The organism is Helicobacter pylori, assembly GCF_003638305.1.
GTDB classification, from domain to species: domain Bacteria; phylum Campylobacterota; class Campylobacteria; order Campylobacterales; family Helicobacteraceae; genus Helicobacter; species Helicobacter pylori_DJ.
In genome coordinates, this window is the sequence record NZ_MVYP01000004.1 from 105359 (window position 1) to 125374 (window position 20016).

17 protein-coding genes and 1 tRNA gene are annotated in these 20016 nt (G+C 39.0%); 12 read left to right on the top strand and 6 right to left on the bottom strand.

Going from position 1 to position 20016, the window contains the following annotated elements; translation table 11 throughout:
- Position 1: 1 nt before the first annotated feature.
- The 9 genes from der (at position 2) to EAL04_RS03000 (ending at position 8521) form a co-directional block, all read left to right on the top strand.
- Complete coding sequence (gene der, locus EAL04_RS02960; RefSeq protein ID WP_120973177.1) at positions 2 to 1390, top strand: ribosome biogenesis GTPase Der; 1389 nt, start codon at positions 2 to 4, stop codon at positions 1388 to 1390.
- Between the two features lie 141 nt (positions 1391 to 1531).
- Positions 1532 to 1816, top strand: coding sequence for an HU family DNA-binding protein (locus tag EAL04_RS02965; protein WP_001029061.1), 285 nt, complete (start codon positions 1532 to 1534; stop codon positions 1814 to 1816).
- Between the two features lie 62 nt (positions 1817 to 1878).
- Positions 1879 to 1955 (top strand) — tRNA-Arg (locus tag EAL04_RS02970).
- A 548-nt stretch (positions 1956 to 2503) separates the two neighbouring features.
- The gene (locus EAL04_RS02975; RefSeq protein ID WP_100980359.1) at positions 2504 to 3109 is read left to right on the top strand and encodes an LPP20 family lipoprotein; all 606 of its coding nucleotides are present in this window, start codon (positions 2504 to 2506) and stop codon (positions 3107 to 3109) included.
- Positions 3110 to 3127: 18 nt separating this feature from the next.
- Positions 3128 to 3745: an HP0838 family lipoprotein gene (locus EAL04_RS02980; RefSeq protein ID WP_001268719.1), complete on the top strand. Its 618-nt coding sequence runs from the start codon at positions 3128 to 3130 to the stop codon at positions 3743 to 3745.
- A complete protein-coding gene (locus EAL04_RS02985) occupies positions 3742 to 5505 on the top strand; it encodes an OmpP1/FadL family transporter (protein ID WP_120973179.1) in 1764 nt (587 codons plus the stop codon). The genes EAL04_RS02980 and EAL04_RS02985 overlap by 4 nt, the downstream gene beginning before the upstream one ends.
- 21 nt (positions 5506 to 5526) lie before the next feature.
- Positions 5527 to 6510 carry a UDP-N-acetylglucosamine 4,6-dehydratase (inverting) gene (gene pseB, locus EAL04_RS02990; protein WP_162982472.1) on the top strand — a complete coding sequence of 328 codons (984 nt, stop codon included), beginning with the start codon at positions 5527 to 5529 and terminating at the stop codon, positions 6508 to 6510.
- Positions 6507 to 7784 (top strand): bifunctional phosphopantothenoylcysteine decarboxylase/phosphopantothenate--cysteine ligase CoaBC, encoded by a 1278-nt coding sequence (gene coaBC / locus EAL04_RS02995; protein ID WP_120973183.1) that lies wholly within the window; start codon positions 6507 to 6509, stop codon positions 7782 to 7784. The genes pseB and coaBC overlap by 4 nt, the downstream gene beginning before the upstream one ends.
- Entirely contained in the window at positions 7784 to 8521 is a 738-nt protein-coding gene (locus EAL04_RS03000) for a hypothetical protein (RefSeq protein WP_120973185.1), read from the top strand. Before coaBC ends, EAL04_RS03000 begins: the two co-directional genes overlap by 1 nt.
- Positions 8522 to 8552: 31 nt before the next feature.
- Here the strand turns inward: EAL04_RS03000 and thiE are convergent, their stop codons facing one another.
- The 6 genes from thiE to EAL04_RS03030 form a co-directional block, all read right to left on the bottom strand.
- Positions 8553 to 9215 carry a thiamine phosphate synthase gene (gene thiE, locus EAL04_RS03005; protein ID WP_120973187.1) on the bottom strand — a complete coding sequence of 221 codons (663 nt, stop codon included), beginning with the start codon at positions 9213 to 9215 and terminating at the stop codon, positions 8553 to 8555.
- Positions 9208 to 10017 (bottom strand): bifunctional hydroxymethylpyrimidine kinase/phosphomethylpyrimidine kinase, encoded by an 810-nt coding sequence (thiD, locus tag EAL04_RS03010; RefSeq protein WP_162982467.1) that lies wholly within the window; start codon positions 10015 to 10017, stop codon positions 9208 to 9210. Before thiD ends, thiE begins: the two co-directional genes overlap by 8 nt.
- Positions 10014 to 10793 carry a hydroxyethylthiazole kinase gene (gene thiM, locus EAL04_RS03015; protein WP_120973191.1) on the bottom strand — a complete coding sequence of 260 codons (780 nt, stop codon included), beginning with the start codon at positions 10791 to 10793 and terminating at the stop codon, positions 10014 to 10016. The genes thiD and thiM overlap by 4 nt, the downstream gene beginning before the upstream one ends.
- Positions 10794 to 10880: 87 nt before the next feature.
- On the bottom strand, positions 10881 to 13883 hold the full coding sequence (locus tag EAL04_RS03020; protein ID WP_120973193.1) for an HsdR family type I site-specific deoxyribonuclease: 3003 nt from the start codon (positions 13881 to 13883) through the stop codon (positions 10881 to 10883).
- Between the two features lie 139 nt (positions 13884 to 14022).
- Complete coding sequence (locus tag EAL04_RS03025; protein WP_120973195.1) at positions 14023 to 15333, bottom strand: restriction endonuclease subunit S; 1311 nt, start codon at positions 15331 to 15333, stop codon at positions 14023 to 14025.
- A gap of 9 nt (positions 15334 to 15342) precedes the next feature.
- Positions 15343 to 16920, bottom strand: coding sequence for a type I restriction-modification system subunit M (locus EAL04_RS03030; RefSeq protein ID WP_120973197.1), 1578 nt, complete (start codon positions 16918 to 16920; stop codon positions 15343 to 15345).
- A 185-nt stretch (positions 16921 to 17105) separates the two neighbouring features.
- Between EAL04_RS03030 and EAL04_RS03040 the strand changes: the two genes are divergently transcribed.
- From EAL04_RS03040 to EAL04_RS03050, 3 genes are all read left to right on the top strand, one after another.
- Positions 17106 to 18089, top strand: a complete 984-nt coding sequence (locus tag EAL04_RS03040; protein ID WP_120973199.1) for a DNA cytosine methyltransferase — start codon at positions 17106 to 17108, stop codon at positions 18087 to 18089.
- Positions 18086 to 19039: a HaeIII family restriction endonuclease gene (locus tag EAL04_RS03045; protein WP_120973202.1), complete on the top strand. Its 954-nt coding sequence runs from the start codon at positions 18086 to 18088 to the stop codon at positions 19037 to 19039. Before EAL04_RS03040 ends, EAL04_RS03045 begins: the two co-directional genes overlap by 4 nt.
- A gap of 166 nt (positions 19040 to 19205) precedes the next feature.
- Complete coding sequence (locus EAL04_RS03050; protein ID WP_120973204.1) at positions 19206 to 19889, top strand: phosphatase PAP2 family protein; 684 nt, start codon at positions 19206 to 19208, stop codon at positions 19887 to 19889.
- Positions 19890 to 20016 lie beyond the last annotated feature (127 nt).

Below are 20016 nucleotides of genomic sequence, written 5' to 3' on the forward strand. Positions count from 1 at the left end.
GATGAATACAAGCCATAAAACTTTAAAAACCATTGCGATTTTAGGCCAACCTAATGTGGGGAAAAGCTCATTATTTAACCGCTTGGCTAGAGAAAGGATCGCTATCACTTCAGATTTTGCAGGCACTACACGAGACATTAACAAACGAAAAATCGCATTGAATGGCCATGAAGTGGAACTATTAGACACAGGAGGCATGGCCAAAGACGCTCTTTTGTCTAAAGAAATCAAAGCCCTTAATTTAAAAGCCGCTCAAATGAGCGATTTGATTTTATATGTTGTGGATGGCAAGTCTATCCCTAGCGATGAAGACATCAAGCTTTTTAGAGAGGTTTTTAAGATCAACCCTAACTGCTTTTTAGTGATCAATAAGATTGATAACGACAAAGAAAAAGAGCGAGCTTATGCGTTTTCTTCTTTTGGCATTCCAAAGAGTTTTAATATCTCCGTTTCGCACAATAGGGGCATTAGCGCATTAATTGATGCGGTATTGAACGCATTGAATTTAAACCAAATCATAGAGCAAGATCTGGATGCGGATATTTTAGAAAGCCTAGAAACCCCTAATAACGCTTTAGAAGCAACTAAAGAAGAAGAGATCATTCAAGTAGGCATCATTGGGAGGGTGAATGTGGGCAAAAGCTCGCTTTTAAACGCGCTCACGAAAAAAGAAAGGAGTCTTGTCTCTAGCGTGGCTGGTACGACCATTGACCCCATAGATGAAACCATTCTAATAGGCGATCAAAAAATCTGCTTTGTGGACACCGCTGGCATCAGGCATAGGGGTAAAATCTTAGGCATTGAAAAATACGCCTTAGATCGCACGCAAAAAGCCTTAGAAAAATCCCACATCGCGCTTTTAGTTTTAGACGTGAGCGCTCCTTTTGTGGAATTGGACGAAAAGATCAGCTCTTTAGCGGATAAACATTCTTTAGGCATCATTCTTATTTTAAACAAATGGGACATCCGCTACGCCCCCTATGAAGAGATCATGGCAACCTTAAAAAGGAAATTCCGCTTTTTAGAATACGCCCCTGTGATCACAACCAGCTGCTTAAAAGCGCGCCATATAGATGAAATCAAGCATAAAATCATAGAAGTCTATGAGTGTTTTTCCAAACGCATTCCCACAAGCTTGCTCAATAGCGTGATTTCTCAAGCCACCCAAAAACACCCCTTGCCAAGCGATGGCGGGAAATTAGTGAAAGTGTATTACGCCACGCAATTTGCCACCAAACCCCCTCAAATCTCTCTTATCATGAATCGCCCTAAAGCCTTGCATTTCAGTTACAAACGCTATTTAATTAACACTTTAAGGAAAGAATTTAATTTTTTAGGCACGCCCTTAATCCTTAACGCTAAAGATAAAAAGAGTGCTCAACAGAATTAAATTTTTTATGCATTAAACCCCCTTAAAAAAGCGTTTTTGCTTGATTTATCTTTAGGATTTGATTATAATTACCGCTCAATCAGTCAGGCTAAGCATTAAAATCGCTTGGTTTTGGCATCTATTAGAAAAGGGGTTATCCACATGAACAAAGCGGAATTTATTGATTTGGTTAAAGAAGCGGGTAAATACAACAGCAAAAGAGAAGCCGAAGAAGCGATCAACGCCTTTACTCTAGCGGTAGAAACAGCTTTAAGCAAGGGTGAGAGCGTGGAATTGATTGGTTTTGGCAAATTTGAAACCGCAGAGCAAAAAGGTAAAGAAGGTAAAGTTCCAGGAAGCGATAAAACTTATAAAACCGAAGACAAACGAGTACCTAAATTCAAACCCGGCAAAATCCTTAAACAAAAAGTTGAAGAAGGCAAGTAAGCCTGATCCCACTCGGCAAGGGGCTTATCATAGATTATAAGTTTCTTGCTTTTTTATAAAATGTCCTTGTAGCTCAGCTGGATAGAGCGTATGATTCCTAATCGTAAGGTCGTGGGTTCGAATCCCGCCAAGGACACCACTCGCACTATTTTTACTATCATAGGGATTTAAAATAGTTGTTGTTTGTGTTGTTTGTGAAAAAGGTAGTTAAAAGAAATTAAAAATTTAACCTTATCCTTAAAAAGCACTCAAAAAAATATTTTATTTCTCATCTTATTTAAAAAATATTCAAAGCATTTTTTACAATTAAAAAGATCTTTCACAAATCAAGCCATAACCTCTTAAAAAAGCGCTCTTTAAGGGTTTTTTAGTTGTGGGTTGTAGGGGAGGATTTTTCAAAATGCCCCCTATCCTATTAAGAAAATGGGTTTAAAAATCAAACTTAAAAATGGGTTTTATCATAAAAAATAAAACCTTAAAACAATAAAACAAAGCCATTAAAATCCCCTTTTTTAAAAAATTGAGTGATCCCTATTAAAAATTTAGGAGAGCCAAAAATAGATCATAATCCCCTAGATCTTAAATTAAAACCCACTAACCTTATAAGCTTAGTGAGAATATCCACATGACAAATCCATTCAAAAATGATATAATAGACTTGATGAACTCATTTTAAGGAAAATGCCCATGCGTTTGCACACTGCCTTTTTTGGTATCAATTCATTGCTTGTTGTCGCTCTTTTGATAAGCGGTTGCAGTCTCTTTAAAAAGCGTAACACTAACGCTCAGTTAATCCCCCCTTCAGCTAATGGCTTGCAAGCCCCCATTTATCCTCCAACCAATTTCACCCCCAGAAAGAGCATTCAGCCTCTCCCAAGCCCTCGCCTTGAGAATAACGATCAGCCCATTATTAGCTCTAATCCCACTAACGCTATCCCTAACACCCCTATTCTCACGCCTAATAATGTCATTGAATTGAACGCGGTGGGCATGGGCGTGGCTCCAGAATCCACCATTTCGCCCTCTCAAGCCCTAGCTTTGGCCAAGCGGGCGGCTATCGTTGATGGCTACCGCCAATTGGGTGAAAAAATGTATGGTATTAGGGTGAACGCTCAAGACACCGTCAAAGACATGGTTTTACAAAATTCCGTGATTAAAACCAGAGTCAATGCTCTCATTCGTAACGCTGAAATCACTGAGACCATCTATAAAGACGGCTTGTGTCAAGTGAGCATGGAGCTTAAATTAGACGGCAGGATTTGGTATCGTATTTTGAGCGGAGCGAGAGGATAAACCCTCTTACTCTTAATCATGCGGTATTTTAGAAGTGCTTTTTTATTATTTTTCATGACGCTTTTTTTTGTCTCTTGCTCCAAGCACCCTTTTTCTAAGCAAACCCCCAAAACTAGGGAGCAAATCAGACAAGAAGAAGCCAATAAAAAAAGAGAAGAGACTTTGAATGCCTTGCGCCAATTCAGGCTCATTTATATTAACACGCCGGTTTTTCGCTTTTATGATTACGGCACGATTAAAACCGATAAAGACCATAATATTGAAGTAACCCTTTATAAGCTCAGCCAAAGAGTGGGTGATATTTATATGACTAAACGGAACATTTGTTTTAGCCAAAAATGTTCGGCTAAATGGATTGCTGCAAGGGATTTGTTTGGTAAGGTGAGCTATGGGGATTTGTTTGATGACATTGTTTTAGGGAGGGATATTTTTAAAGGCTTAGGAAAACGCCACCTAACCCCTGAATACGTGATCCAAAGGTTTCAAAAAAGCGGGGAAATTATCCTTTATGAAAGAAAAAATGGCCTGATTTCTTTCCAGAATTTGACGCAAAAAATTGCTATTAGGATTGAGCCCTATGAGCCTTCTTTACAAGATTTAGAAGATAATGAAAACGCTGATAGCGAGCTTCAATGAAAAACTTTTCCCCACTTTATTATTTTAAAAAGCTCAAAAAACGCCATTTAATCGCTCTGAGCCTGCCTTTGCTTTCTTATGCCAATGGCTTTAAGATCCAAGAACAAAGCCTAAATGGCACGGCTTTAGGCTCGGCGTATGTCGCTGGGGCTAGGGGTGCTGACGCTTCCTTTTACAACCCGGCTAACATGGGCTTTACTAACGATTGGGGTGAAAACAGAAGCGAATTTGAAATGACCACCACCGTGATCAATATCCCGGCCTTTAGCTTTAAAGTCCCTACGACTAATCAAGGCTTGTATTCGGTTACGAGTTTAGAAATTGATAAAAGCCAACAAAATATTTTAGGTATCATCAACACTATAGGGCTTGGCAATATCCTTAAAGCGCTTGGCAATACGGCCGCTACCAATGGCTTATCACAAGCAATCAATCGTGTTCAAGGGCTTATGAATCTAACCAATCAAAAAGTCGTAACCCTCGCTTCAAATCCTGATTCTCAAATCGTGAATGGCTGGACGGGCACGACTAATTTTGTTTTACCCAAATTCTTTTATAAAACGCGCACGCATAACGGCTTCACTTTTGGGGGGAGTTTCACCGCTCCTAGCGGACTAGGCATGAAATGGAATGGTAAGGGGGGGGAATTTTTGCATGATGTGTTTATCATGATGGTAGAGCTTGCCCCTAGCATGAGCTATACTGTTAATAAGCGCTTTTCTGTGGGCGTGGGCTTAAGAGGGCTTTATGCGACCGGGAGCTTTAATAACACCGTTTATGTGCCTTTAGAGGGTGCTTCGGTTTTGAGCGCGGAGCAAATTTTAAATTTACCCAACAATGTTTTTGCCGATCAAGTGCCAAGTAACATGATGACTTTATTAGGCAATATTGGCTACCAACCAGCGCTTAATTGCCAAAAAGCCGGTGGGGATATGAGCGATCAAAGCTGTCAAGAGTTTTATAACGGCTTGAAAAAAATCATGGGTTATAGCGGTTTAATCAAAGCGAGCGCGAATCTTTACGGCACGACTCAAGTCGTGCAAAAATCTAACGGACAAGGCGTATCGGGGGGCTATAGAGTGGGTTCGAGTTTGCGTGTGTTTGATCATGGCATGTTTTCTGTGGTGTATAATTCTTCAGTTACCTTTAACATGAAAGGCGGTTTAGTGGCTATCACAGAGCTTGGCCCTTCTTTAGGGAGCGTTTTGACTAAAGGCAGCTTGAATATCAATGTTTCACTCCCCCAAACCCTAAGCCTAGCCTACGCCCACCAATTTTTTAAAGACCATTTAAGAATAGAGGGGGTGTTTGAGCGCACTTTTTGGAGTCAAGGGAATAAATTTTTAGTAACCCCTGATTTTGCGAACGCTACCTACAAGGGCTTGAGCGGAACAGTGGCTTCACTAGACTCTGAAACGCTTAAAAAAATGGTAGGCTTAGCGAATTTTAAAAGCGTGATGAACATGGGGGCTGGCTGGAGGGATACTAACACCTTTAGATTAGGGGTAACTTACATGGGTAAAAGCTTGCGTTTGATGGGTGCTATTGATTATGACCAAGCCCCAAGCCCTCAAGATGCGATAGGTATCCCAGATTCTAATGGCTATACCGTGGCTTTTGGGACGAAATACAATTTTAGAGGTTTTGATTTGGGCGTAGCGGGGAGTTTCACTTTTAAAAGCAACCGCTCTAGTTTGTATCAATCCCCAAGTATTGGGCAATTGAGAATCTTTAGCGCTTCTTTAGGCTATCGCTGGTAAAACATGCCAAATCATCAAAACATGCTAGACAACCAAACGATTTTAATCACCGGTGGCACTGGGAGTTTTGGCAAACGCTTTGTTCGTAAGGTCTTAGACACCACCAACGCTAAAAAAATCATTGTTTATAGCCGAGATGAATTGAAACAAAGCGAAATGGCCATGGAATTTAATGATCCCAGGATGCGTTTTTTTATCGGCGATGTCAGGGATTTAGAGCGCTTGAATTACGCTTTAGAGGGCGTGGATATTTGTATCCATGCAGCCGCGCTCAAGCATGTGCCTATCGCTGAATACAACCCCCTAGAATGCATTAAAACCAATATCATGGGAGCGAGCAACGTGATTAACGCATGTTTAAAAAACGCAATCAGCCAGGTTATCGCCCTAAGCACCGATAAAGCCGCTAACCCCATTAACCTCTACGGCGCAACGAAATTGTGCAGCGACAAGCTCTTTGTGAGCGCGAATAATTTTAAAGGCTCTTCTCAAACGCAATTTGGCGTGGTGCGTTATGGTAATGTGGTGGGGAGTCGTGGGAGCGTGGTGCCGTTTTTTAAGAAATTAGTCCAAAACAAAGCGAGTGAAATCCCCATTACCGACACTCGCATGACACGATTTTGGATCACCTTAGATGAGGGGGTTTCTTTTGTGCTTAAAAGCTTGAAAAGAATGCATGGGGGTGAAATTTTTGTGCCTAAAATCCCTAGCATGAAAATGACTGATCTCGCTAAAGCCCTAGCCCCCAATATTCCTACTAAAATCATAGGGATTCGCCCGGGCGAAAAACTCCATGAAGTGATGATCCCTAAAGATGAAAGCCATTTGGCCCTAGAATTTGAAGACTTTTTTATTATTCAGCCCACCATAAGCTTCCAAACGCCTAAAGATTACACGCTCACCAAACTCCACGAAAAAGGCCAAAAAGTCGCCCCTGATTTTGAATACAGTAGCCACAATAATAACCAATGGCTAGAGCCTGATGATTTGTTAAAATTACTATGAATTTTTTAGAAGATTTGTTTTACCCCTTAAGGTTATTAGAAAACAAGCGCGTTTTATTGCTCGTGAGCGGCTCTATTGCGGCGTATAAATCCCTAGAATTAGTGCGTTTGTTGTTTAAAAGTGGGGCCAGTGTTCAAGTGGTGATGAGCAAGGCCGCAAAAAAATTCATCAAGCCCTTAAGCTTTGAAGCTTTGAGCCACCATAAAGTCTTGCATGATCATAATGAAAAATGGTATTACAACCACCAAAACGCCTTGCACCATAACCACATCGCATGTGCTGCTAATACTGATTTACTCATCTTTGCCCCTTTAAGCGCTAACAGCTTGTCTAAAATCGCTCACGCTTTAGCGGATAATACCATCAGCACGACTTTTTTAGCTTGCGCTTCCCCTAAAATCCTAGCCCCCAGCATGAACACTAACATGCTTCATTCCCCTATCATTCAAAGCCATTTAAAACGCTTGAAAGATTCCAATCATATTGTTTTAGACACGCAAAACGCCCTTTTAGCATGCGACACTAAAGGCGATGGGGCAATGGCTGAGCCTTTAGAAATCCTTTTTAAAGCCACCCAAACGCTCTTAAAAGACGCTTATTTTGAAAACAGAGAAGTCATAGTCATGGGTGGCGCGAGCGTGGAAAAGATTGATAGCGTTAGAGTCATTAGCAATCTTTCTAGCGGGATTCAAGCGAGCGCGTTAGCCCTAGCGTTATATTTTAAGGGAGCGAAAGTGACTTTGATTGCATCAAGATTCCCCACCCCTTTGCCTAAAGAAATCACAAGCGTTTTAGTTAGCGACACCGCTTCTTATGAAAACGCCCTAAATAACGCCGCTAAAAACCTGCAAAAGCATGCCTTAAAACCCCTACTCTTCAATTTAGCCGCCATTAGCGATTATTTGCCTAAAATTTCTTTTAACCATAAGCTTAAAAAAAGCGAAATCGGTGAAACCCTAAACGTTGAATGCGTTCAAAATAAGGATCTACTGGCTTCTGTCAATCCCAATCAATTCGTTAAAATCGGCTTTAAAGCTGAAGACGATCAACAAAACGCTATCAAAAACGCTCAAAATCTTTTAAAACCTTTTCAAGATAACGGCAAGGATTGCTCTGTGGTTGCTTTGAATCTCATTAAAGATTCACGCCCCTTTGGCTCATTAGAGAATGAATTGTGGCTTTTTAGCCATAAAAAAACCCAGAAAATCCCTTCTATGAATAAATTAGAAGCGAGTTTTAAAATCCTTGATTTTATCAAAGACAACGCCCTTTAATGTTAGAAGCCCTAAACGCCCTAAACCAGCTTAACGCCCTTCATTCCAAAAACGCCTCGCACCATTTTAACGCCACTTTACCCATTCTTTTAAAGGTTTTGGAAAAACAAGATAAAGATCTTTTTCTTTTGCAAGTGGGTAATAAAATTATCCCCACCAAAAGCGAACAGGAATTGAAAATCAATCAGCCTTATTTTGCGACCATGCAAAAAAATCAGCTGGGCGATATTGTGCTTAAAAATTTAGTGCCTGCCCCAAAAATCTTAGACGCATTAGACGATTTGCCCGCTATTGAAATGAAGAAAATCAAAGAAATATTGAGCACTAAAGACAATACCCCTTTAAAAGAATACAAAGAGTTTTTGAGCGAAAAATTAGTCCATGCTAAAAATTCGCAAGAGTTTTTGAATACGGCCAACATGCTTTTGAGCTTGCAATCGCAGGTTTTAAGCTTCGTGGTTGAAAACGAACGCAAAAAAGCTTTTTTACAGATGAAAGCCAAAAAACAAAGCGTTGATTTTTACGCTCTGTATCCTAACTTGGGCGAAATTGGCGGCGTTATTTACTTGAAAGAAAAAGAAAAACAGCTTTTTTTAAAAACCACCCTCCAAAGGACTAAAGAGGTTTTAAAAGAGGCTCAAAACACCCTTTTAGGCTTTTCTTTTGTGGAAATCGTGTGCGAAAAAACCCCCATGCTTTTTGCCTTTGAAGAGCGTTTATTAGACACGATAGGGTAGAAAAATTTTCATTGTGGGATTTTAGAATCCCTCACGCATTGTTTAAAAGTTTTTCAACCGCTAAGGCTTTATCTTTGGCTTGCGTGATCGCGCTAATGACTGCGATACCCCCATATTCGCGCAATTTTGAAGCGTTATGCATCGTGATGCCCCCAATCGCTATGAGGGGTTTTTTCACCCCGCTATCGTGTATTTTTTTTAAAAGATTGACGCCTACAACTTCTCTAGCGTCTTTTTTAGATGGTGTGGGGAAAATAGGGCCTACCCCTAAATAGGCTACGGCGTCTAAATGGCGCGCTTTTAGGGCTTGCTCTAAAGTATTGACGCTCAAACCGATAAAAAGGCGCTTTTGGCATAAAGTTACTACCTCTTCTATAGCCATGTCCTCTTGCCCCACATGCACGCCATCAGCCTTTAATTCTAGCGTGAGTCGCACCTCGTCATTGACAATAAAAGGCGCGCCGTATTTTTTGCATAATTTTTGACACTCTAGGGCTAATTGTTTGATTTGAGTAGGATCTTGTAAGGCTAAATCGCCTTTTTGGCGGAATTGAAACGCTGTGATTTTGGATTCTAAAGCCAATTCTAAAGTCTCTAAAAGCGCGTTTATCCTATCGTTTTTGCCGCCCTTTATGTGGTAGAAGTCTTGCGAGCCGGCCACAAACATGAGTTTCAAACAATTCGCATCAAACATGCTTTTTGATGCTCCACAAATTCAAAGGCCCATGCCCATGCCCAATGTTTAAGGGGTTTTGAATGATGGTAGTTAAAAGCTCTTTAGCCTTTGTGATAGCGTTTTTTAAATCCAGTCCTTGAGCGAGTAAGCCCACAATCAAGCTAGACAGAACACAACCCGTACCATGCGTGTTTTTGGTGTTAAAGCGCTTGGCGTTTAAGATAAATTCAATATCTTCTAAAAATACCCAATCGTTGCTAAACTCCCCTTGAAAACGCTCTGTATGCCCCCCTTTAATCACAGCGTTTTTAACGCCTAAATCCCTTAAAATGCCCATCGCTTTTGAAGCGCTTTTATCGTCTCGCACTTGAACGCCTGTGAGCGCATAAACTTCAGGGAGGTTAGGGGTTAGTAAATTGGTTTTAGGTAAAAGGCGTTTTTTTAAGCTTAAAATCGCCTCTTCTTCTAAAAGCAAAGCCCCATTCTTTGCCACCATGACCGGATCTAAAACGCACAACCCAAAATCACAAGTTTCTAAAGTGTCAGCCACGCATTCAATGATTTTAGCGTTGCATAACGCCCCCATTTTGAACGCTTTGATAGAAAAATCATCTCTAATGGCTAGGATTTGCGCTTTCACGCTCTCTACACTCAACGGATACACCCCATGCACGCCCTGTGTGTTTTGCGCGGTGATACAAGTGATCACGCTTGTCCCAAACACGCCCAAAGTTTGGAACGCTTTCAAATCGGCCTGTATCCCAGCGCCCCCACCGCTATCGCTACCAGCAATGCTTAAAACTTGCGGATAAACTTTCACAATACTTCCTTAATAAGGCTATTTTCTAACTTCATGGGCAAGCTTAGAGCGTCTAAAAAATAAAACAAGAACGAACCATTGGAGCCGTTATTTTCTAACGCTTTTTTTTGTGCACTAAAAGCGGCTTGTTTATAGAAAGCGCAAAGTTGCGCCATAGAATCTAAGGGGTCTTTTTTCAAACTCAAAAAACTCGCGCACGCTGCGGCATGCAAACACCCAGCCCCAGTAATCACAGCCAAATACTCGCTCCCCCCACTGATGCTAAAAACTTTTTTCCCATCGCTCACATAATCTATTTTACCCGTCATTACCGCTATCACAGAATATTTTTGAGCCGCTCGTTTGACAATTTCTACAGGCGTAGCGGAATGCTTGGAATCTAACCCCTTACTTTCGCAAGAAATACCCACTAAAGAGCCTAATTCGGCGGCATTGCCCCTAAGCGCGCTAACCCCTTCGCTTTCTAAAAGCTCTAAGCTTGTGTCATAGCGCAAAGCGCTCGCTGAACACCCCACAGGATCCAACACGATGGGTTTGTTCAAAGCCTTGTAATGCTTGATAGCCTCTTTAGTGCATAAAATAGTGCGATCATTAAGGGTGCCAATATTAATAGCGAGCGCGTCAGAAATTTTTGCTAAATCGGACATTTCAGCAATCGCATCGCTCATTAAAGGCGATGCCCCTAAGGCTAACAAACCATTAGCCACAAATTGCGCCGCCACATAATTGGTGATATTATGCACTAAAGGGCGTTTTTGGCGTAATTCTTTCAACATAACAAGCCTCCTTAAAATTTCTTTTATTTTACAAAAAATCCATTAAACGGCGCTGTTTTTGAAATTTAATACAAAAGCGTTCATGAACTATTTTTCATTAACCTCATCTTTTTTAACCCCATTTTTCTTAAATATAGCGCTAGTGAGATCACAAAAGCGGTGGAAAAAGCGAGAAAGGCTTGCAGCGACTTTTTCTTTCACCTCTTGATAGCGCGAATTTTTGTCAAACCTGGAGGGTTTTTCTTCAATGATTTCAGGGAATTTTGTCCCGCTGAAATTGATTTCACCCCCACTAAAGGCATGCTGCATGAACGAATAGGCTTTTTCTTCATTCAAGCGGTTTTTTTCTATGATATCTTGGAATTCCTCTTCTCTTTTTTGGTGGATATAGTTTTGAAAATACGCATGGACTTCTTCATCTTTGTTGTATTTGTCAATGAAACCCATGATCAAATCTTTTTTATTCCTTAATTCTATGCTGGAGTTAAGGATCGGCTCTATTTTGGTTTTAACGCCTTGGATTTCCACCCCATGCTCTTTAGCGAACTCTTCAATCAAGTTTAAAATATAGTCAATATTGACTTCCACTTGCTTGATGAGTTCAATTTCAAAAATCAAATCATCATTAATCTCTTCTTTATCCTTCCCTTTTTCTGGCCTCATTGCATCGTAAAAATCAAGGTATTTGCTTTGATAGTCTTGAAAATCCCTTGGATTGATGTAATCGTCTTTTTTGAAATTTTCAAAGCTGTTTAAAATATTTTCTAATTTCAAAATCTTGCCAAAAAGCTTAATGAAATCCTTTTTCTGGCTTTCTGAAATGATTGGCTCTTTTAGGGGAAACTCCGTTAAAAGCCTTCCAATCAAACCCTCATAGCCCTCGTATTCTTTATTATTATCTGTGTAGCCTTTCAAATAATCTTCATATTTCCTTAATAGCGCAACAGATTGAGCGTCCTTATTGCCAAAAAGCATGAGCGCGTCATTCAAATCCTGCTCCAAATCCCTAAAACACACGATATTCCCATGCGTTTTAACGCTATCTAAAATGCGGTTTGCGCGTGAAAAAGCCTGAATTAGCCCATGGTATTTCAAGTTTTTATCCACCCAAAGGGTGTTAAGCCTTGTAGCGTCAAACCCGGTCAAAAACATATTAACCACCATTAAAAGATCGATTTTACGCTCTTTCATTTTTTGAGAAAGATCCTTATAATAACTTTGGAATTTTTGATCCGAAGTGTCAAAAGAAGTTTTAAACATCCCGTTATAATCCGCAATCGCGCCCTCTAAAAAATCCCTTGAGCTTTTGTCTAGCCCGGCAGTGCTTTCATTGTTTTCGTCTTCTAGCGCTTCAATTTCTTCATTAGCGCTATAACTGAAAATGGTAGCGATTTTAAGGTCGTGTTTTTCTTCTTTAAAGGCTTGGTAGTATTTTTTCAGCGCTTCTATGCTAGAGCATGCCAGAATGGAATTGAATTTTTTATTTTTAGTGGCTTGATTGAAACGCTCTAAAATGCATTTAGTAGTTTCTTTGATCCTCCTACTATCTAAAAGCGCATTTTTTTCATCAACCGCTCTAACCTCTTTATCCTTAATACCCTCTTTAGCTTTAATGGTGTTGTGGTATTCCACCCTAAAGGGCAAAACATTTTTATCCCTGATCGCATCAATAATGGTGTATTGGTGGAGGCATTTCCCAAACTTTTGCTCTGTCGTGCCTAAAGGGTTGTTTTTATCGCAATTAGCTGCAAAAATGGGCGTGCCAGTGAAGCCAAAAAGGTGGTATTTTTTAAACGCTTTAGTGATCGCTTGATGCATGGAGCCTAACTGACTCCTGTGGCATTCATCAAAAATCATCACCACTTCTTCATTAAAAATCGCATGCCCTTTAAGGTGGGCTTTAACGAATTTGTCTAATTTTTGGATCGTGGTGATAATGATTTTAGCGCTAGGGTTTTCAAGCTGTTCTTTTAGAATCTTGGTGCTTGTGTTGGAATTAGCGCAATCTTTTTGGAATTTATCGTATTCTTTCATGGTTTGATAGTCCAAATCCTTCCTGTCCACCACAAACAAAACCTTTGAAACGCCTTCTAATTCTTTAGCTAAAGCCGCGCTTTTAAAGCTCGTTAAGGTTTTACCGCTCCCTGTCGTGTGCCAGATATAGCCTGCGCTTTGGCTTTTCTTATAAGTTTTACTATCATGCGCGGCTTTGATTTTTTCCAAAATCCTTTCGGCCGCCACGATTTGATAAGGCCGCATCACCAATAAAACCTCTTCACTTGTGAAAACGCAATAGCGCGTTAAAATATTCAAAAGGCTGCGCTTCGCAAAAAACGACTTGGCAAAATCCATTAAATCCTCAATATTATTATTCTTGCTATCCGCCCAATAATTCGTGAATTCAAAAGTATCGGCTTTGTTGTTTTTTTCCATTTGGGCTATTCTGGTGGTGTTTGAATAGTATTTACTACTCGTGCCGTTACTGATGACAAAAATCTGCACGAACTCAAAAAGCCCGTCTTCAGCGCTAAAACTATCCCTTTTATAGCGCTTGATCTGATTGAACGCCTCTCTGATCGCCACGCCTCTTTTTTTCAATTCCACATGCACTAAAGGCAAGCCATTCACAAGGACACTCACATCATAGCGGTTCTCATATTTCCCCCCTTTATTGCTGTATTGGTGGATCACTTGCAAGGCGTTTCTATGGATATTTTTCTTATCAATGATTTTAATGTTTTTGGTTTTCCCGTTCTCAAGGGTTAAATTAAAAATCGGATCTTCTTGGATCTTTCTTGTTTTAGCCTTATAATCCTCGTTTTTATTAGCGATAAATTGAGAATAAAGAGTGTCCCATTCTTTGGGCGTGAAATAATGATCGTTAAGCTTTTCTAACTGCTCTTTTAAATTGTCTTTTAATTCCTTTTCGTTGTGGATTTTTTTAAATTCATAGCCTTGTTTTTCTAAAAGCACGATAAACGCCCTTTCTAGCTCTGCTTCGCTCTCATAAGCGCTTTTCCTTTCACTATCGCTATGAAATTCCGCTACTACCGTGCTTTCATTGCTTTCTGCGATGGTTTCGTAATTCATGTTATTCCTTTTAAAAAATATTTCAAATTCATTTTATAAGAAAAATATTTCAAATTCATTTTATAAGGGGATAGGGGGGTATTTTGAAATAATTCTCCCCCTACAACCCCCCTTAAGATCCCCCTAAAAGACCGCTTTTTTAGAAAATATCACTTGCTACCGCAAGCTCTTTGTTATTTAGTGGGGTTAGGGGTTTGAAGGTCAGTAGTTTTTCTCGGTAATATTCGTATTGTTTTTTTCGGGCTTTGATTTCAGCGGGGATACCGGCTAATAAATCGGTGGTTAAAAGTGAAAATTGATCCAAAATCTTAACAATCTCTTGTTGGATCTCTAGGGGTGGGATGGGGATGGTTAAAGCTTCAATATCTGCTTTATTGAGTGCGGGGATACCGGCACCAAATTGAGATTTCATAAGAATGGTTTGAGAATTTTTTAAAAAATAATATAGAAATTTATAATTGAGTTTTTCTAAATTCAATTCAATCGTATAACAATGAGCGCCCGCCCAAAATTTTGAAGTCATGTAATTTACATAACCGGCAGAAGCACCGCCCTGACTTATAATAATCTTTGGATAATCTGTATTATATTCATTCCAATACCCAGAAGCATAAATTCCACCATTCATAACAGGATATTTTCCATAATCCAAAAGAAGTTCTTTATTAAGTTGTTTTCCTTTAAGAATATTGATTACCTCCCCCAACTTCCTAAACTCCACCCCCTTAGGCGCTAGAGTGTGGAGTAAGGTTTTTAGGCGTTTGGGGTAGGGTTTTTGCGCTAATCTTTCTTTGGCGTCTTTATGGCTTTGGTTAATGTCGTTAAAGTCTAAAAGCATGTTTTGGTAATACTGGTATTGCTTTTTTCGCGCGTTTAATTCTGTGTTTAATTCTGTGTTTAATTCTGTGAAAGCGTCCAAAATCGTAACGATCTCTTGCTGGATCTCTAGGGGTGGGATGGGGATTAAAAAATTTTGTAATATGTTTGCATTCAAGTTATTTATTGTTGTTGTATTCAAAGATTTTTCTAAATATTGTTTAAAAATATTACTTGTAAAAATATGATACACAAAGCGACTATTTACCTCACGAATTCTAATCACTCCCATAAAGCCACCAAAAACATAATCAAAATCCGTATTAATAAAAGCCACTTTTCCTATATGTTCGCTACTTCCACTCCCAGCACAAATCAAAATATCGTTTTTTTTAAGGTATTGCTCTTTTCTAATTTTTACATTTTTATTGATAACCTTAATGTCTTCAAAATTTAAATGATTTGATAGCGTTATGTTATTTGCTCGCAATACTTTAATTCCACATTCTAGGTTATTGATTTCTTGATTTTTTTTATAAGTAACGCCTCTTATATATTCCCCAATATCCCCCAACTTCCTAAACCCCACCCCCTTAGGCGCTAGAGTGTGGAGTAATCGCTCTATTTTATGCATTTGGCCCCCTTAAGCTTCTAGCTCTTTAATAATAAGATCAAGGCGGTTTCTTAAAGCGCTCTGTTTTTTTACGATTTGAGCAATCTCAATATTAAGCGCCTTAATGTCAATGATTTCTTTCGTGTCTTCTTGCTCCACGTAGCGGTTCACGGATAGGTTGTAATCGTTTTCTTGGATTTTCTCAATATTAGCTAGAGCACAAAAATGCTTGATGGCTTTCCTTTCAATATAAGTTTGCAAAATCTTTTCTCGGTTATGCGCTTTGAGCTTGTTTTTCTTGCCCTCTTTGACAAATTCCTTACTCGCATCAATAAAAAGCGTGGTGTCGTCTTTTTTGTTTTTCTTAAGCACTAAAATGCAAGTGGCGATATTCGTTCCAAAAAAGAGGTTTTCCGGTAAAGCGATCACGCAGTCAATGAAATTTTCTTTCACTAAATACTCTCTGATTTTCTTTTCGGCACCGCCTCTATAAAGCACCCCGGGAAATTCCACGATCGCAGCAGCACCACTATTGGATAAATAAGAAAGCATGTGCATGGTGAAGGCGAGATCGGCGGCGTTTTTGGGCGCTAGCGCACCGGCTTTGCTAAAACGCTCATCGTTCATTAAAAGGGGGTTGTTATCGCCTATCCATTTAGTGGAATAGGGAGGGTTGGAAACGATCGCATCAAAAGGCTCATCGTCTTCATGCTTTGGGTCTAAAAGCGTGTCCCCTAGCGCTATGTGGAATTTAGAATAATTGATGTCATGCAAAAACATGTTGATACGGCAGAGGTTGTAAGTGGTCAAATTAATTTCTTGCCCAAAATACCCTTTTGAGATGTTTTTATCGCCTAGCACTTTAGAAAATTGTAAGAGTAAGCTTCCGCTCCCACAGCATGGGTCATAAACTTTATTGACGCTCTCTTGGTTGTGCAAGGTGATTTTAGCGAGCAGTTCGCTCACTTCTTGGGGGGTGAAAAATTCCCCTCCGCTTTTGCCGGCATTGCTCGCATACATGGCCATTAAATATTCATAAGCGTCGCCAAAAACATCGATCCCGCTTTGTTGGTAATCGCCTAATTGCATGCCTCCTATGGCTTGGAGGATTTTAGTCAATTTTTCCACCCTTTTTGAATGAGAGCTCCCTAATTTGTTGCTATTGACGTCTAAATCCGCAAACAAGCCTTTGACGTTTTCTTCTGATGGAGTGCCAAGGCTGGATTTTTCTATTTCGGTGAAAATATTTTGTAGGGTTACATTGAGATCTTCGTTATGGGGCGCGTTTTTTAACACATTACAAAATAAAGCGCTTGGCGGGATGAAAAAGCCTTTTTCTTGAATGGTTGATTCTCTTACGATTTCAGCCTCTTCATCGCTTAATGAAGCGTAATCAAAGTTAGGATCAATCTTTCGCTCGTATTCATTGTGGTGATTAGCCATGTTTTCTGAAATGTAGCGGTAAAAAAGAATGCCTAAAACGTATTGCTTGAAATCCCAGCCATCCACTGAGCCTCTCAATTCGTTCGCCACTTTCCAAATGGTGTTGTGCAATTCGTTGCGCTCTAATGAAGAAGATTCATTCGCTTGAGTGTTTTTGTTTTCCATGATATAAGCCCCTTTTTTGTGTTTTTTTGATTGGCGGTTTTTAAAAATTTAAGGTTTTATTTTAATCAAATACCGATAACTAAAACCTTAAATAATACTAACCCATTCTTTAGGATAACCCGATTTTATTGTAAGATTCTTTCATTATAAAATATTGAGATTTAACAGAATGATAAGGATAACTTTTGAATTTACTTTCGTTATTTGCTGGAGCTGGAGGGCTGGATTTAGGCTTTGAGAAAGCAGGGTTTAAAATAGTAGTTGCCAATGAATATGATAAAAATATCACACCTACTTACAGACTAAACCATAAGAATACACAACTACTAGAAAAAGACATTAAAAATTTGCAAACCAGTGAGATTAACTTTTCTGTTGATGGGATTATTGGCGGTCCGCCATGCCAGAGTTGGTCAGAAGCTGGGAATTTAAAAGGTATTGATGATGCTAGAGGGCAGTTATTTTATGAATATTTGCGCCTTTTAAAAGAGCTTAAGCCTAAATTTTTTTTAGCTGAAAATGTAAGGGGCATGCTCGCTCAACGCCACGAAACGAGTGTAAAAAATATCCTTAACGCTTTTAAAGAGTGCGGTTATGAAGTCAATACGCATTTAGTGAATGCTAAAGATTATGGAGTCGCGCAAGAAAGGCTTAGGGTTTTTTATATTGGTTTTAGGAAAGATTTAAAAATCAATTACACTTTTCCTAAAGGTTCAACGCATTTAAAAAAACTCACTTTAAAAGATGTTATTTGGGATCTAAAAGATAGCGTGGTGTGCGCTTTAGCCAAAAACAAACATAACCCTAAGGCTATTAATAATCATGAATATTTTATTGGTTCTTATTCGCCGATCTTTATGAGCAGGAATCGTGTAAAAAATTGGGACGAACAAGCCTTTACGATACAAGCATCAGGAAGGCAATGCCAACTACACCCACAAGCACCTAAAATGGCTAAATTTGGTAAAAATGATTGCAGATTTATAGAAAATTACCAACATTTATACCGCCGTTTGAGCGTGCGAGAGTGCGCGAGGATTCAAGGTTTTGATGATGATTTTTATTTCGTTTATGAAAATCTTAACGACGCTTATAAAATGATAGGTAATGCTGTGCCTGTGAGTTTAGCTAAAGAAATTGCTGTAAGTATTTATAAGGTGTTATATTGAGCGATAAGAGCAATAATCAAGGTAGGGCGTATGAATACGCATGGTTTTCAGCTTTAGAGCAAAAATTAAGCGTTTTTAAAAAGGTTATAGTGGATAAACAAAATGGTTTTAATGCATGTTATAGAGCTTATGAAAGTTTAGAAAAATCCTTACAAGAGCGTTATTTAGAAAGCGCTAAACAAGGTGTATTGCTTTTATTAGATTGTGAGCCATTATTAAGTGAAGTCATAGGGAGTTCGCAAAACGAAATCACACTATCATTGCAAAAAGACAAACTTGGTGAAATAGGTGATGTCCGGGATATTTTAATTTATTTTGATAGATTTTGCATAGGATTAAGTATTAAACACAACCATGATGCCGTAAAGCATTCTAGGCTTTCTAAAGATTTGGATTTTGGAAAAAAATGGCTAGGTGTTGGAGTGTCTCAACATTACAAAGACACTATAAAACCACTCTTTGAAAGACTGGAAAACGCTAAAAAAGAAAGCATGCTATGGAGGGATTTCCCTAATAAAGAACAAGAAATTTATGCCCCATTATTACAAGCTTTTAAAAAAGAGGTTTTAAGAATTGATGAAAATGAGAAAAATAAAGTCCCACAAAAAATGGTGGAGTATTTGCTAGGCAAATACGATTTTTACAAAGCGATTTTATTAGAAAGAGAACAAAAAACTAAATTAGAGGCATACCATTTTAATAACACTCTTAATCGCAGCGTGAAAAATAAACCTAAAAGAATTATCCCTTTAAGCAAATTACCTACTAGAATGATTTATTTTGATTTCAAACCTAAAAGTCTCAATACATTAGAGTTAATTTTAAATGAAGGGTGGTCATTTTCATTACGAATCCATAATGCAAGCTCTAGGGTAGAACCAAGCTTGAAATTTGATATAAAATTGCTTTCAATTCCTGTGAGTGTCGCAGTTTTTATAGTAGGGTTTTAGACAAACAAAAAAGCTTTATTCTCATCAAATATCAATAATCAAAGCCTTATTGTTATTTTTTAAAAAATGGGATTTTGGTTATTTTATCGTTTTGTCATAAAACTTATTTTTTAATCAAATAAGCTATAATCCCATTTTTCAAAAGACATTTTTAAAAGGGGTTTGAATGGTATTTGACAGAACGATCAGCGTGAGAGAGAAAAAAGCGGCTAAAACGCTTGGGATTATTGGGGTGGTCTTTTTTATTTTGTTTGGCATTGTGATAAGTGGGGTGGCTTTGCACCAAGAGTGGGTGCAACAATTGGATTTGTTTTTTATAGATTTGATCCGCAACCCTGCCCCCATTCAAGGGAGTGCGTGGCTTTCTTTCGTGTTTTTTAGCACCTGGTTTGCGCAAAGCAAGCTCACCACTCCTATAGCCTTACTCATTGGCTTGTGGTTTGGGTTTCAAAAACGCATCGCTTTGGGGGTGTGGTTTTTCTTTAGCATCTTATTGGGTGAATTCACCTTAAAATCCCTTAAGCTTTTAGTGGCGCGCCCACGGCCTGTAACCAATGGCGAATTGGTTTTTGCGCATGGCTTTAGTTTCCCTAGCGGGCATGCTTTAGCTTCAGCGCTTTTTTACGGCTCTTTGGCGTTGTTGTTATGCTATTCTAACGCAAACAATCGCACCAAAACTATCGGCGCTATCATTTTACTTTTTTGGATTGTTTTAATGTCGTATGATAGGGTTTATTTGGGGGTGCATTACCCTAGCGATGTTTTAGGAGGGTTTTTATTAGGGATTGCTTGGTCGTGTTGCTCTTTAGCGCTTTATTTAGGGTTTTTGAAACGCCCTTATAATCAATAAAGGCTTTATTTAACCAAACACTGACAACTAAAATTTTTAGAATTCTATTTTTTGATAAAACTCATTCTCTTAAGGGGATAGGGGGTATTTTGCGATAATACCCCCTTAACCCCCTTAAGAAACCCCC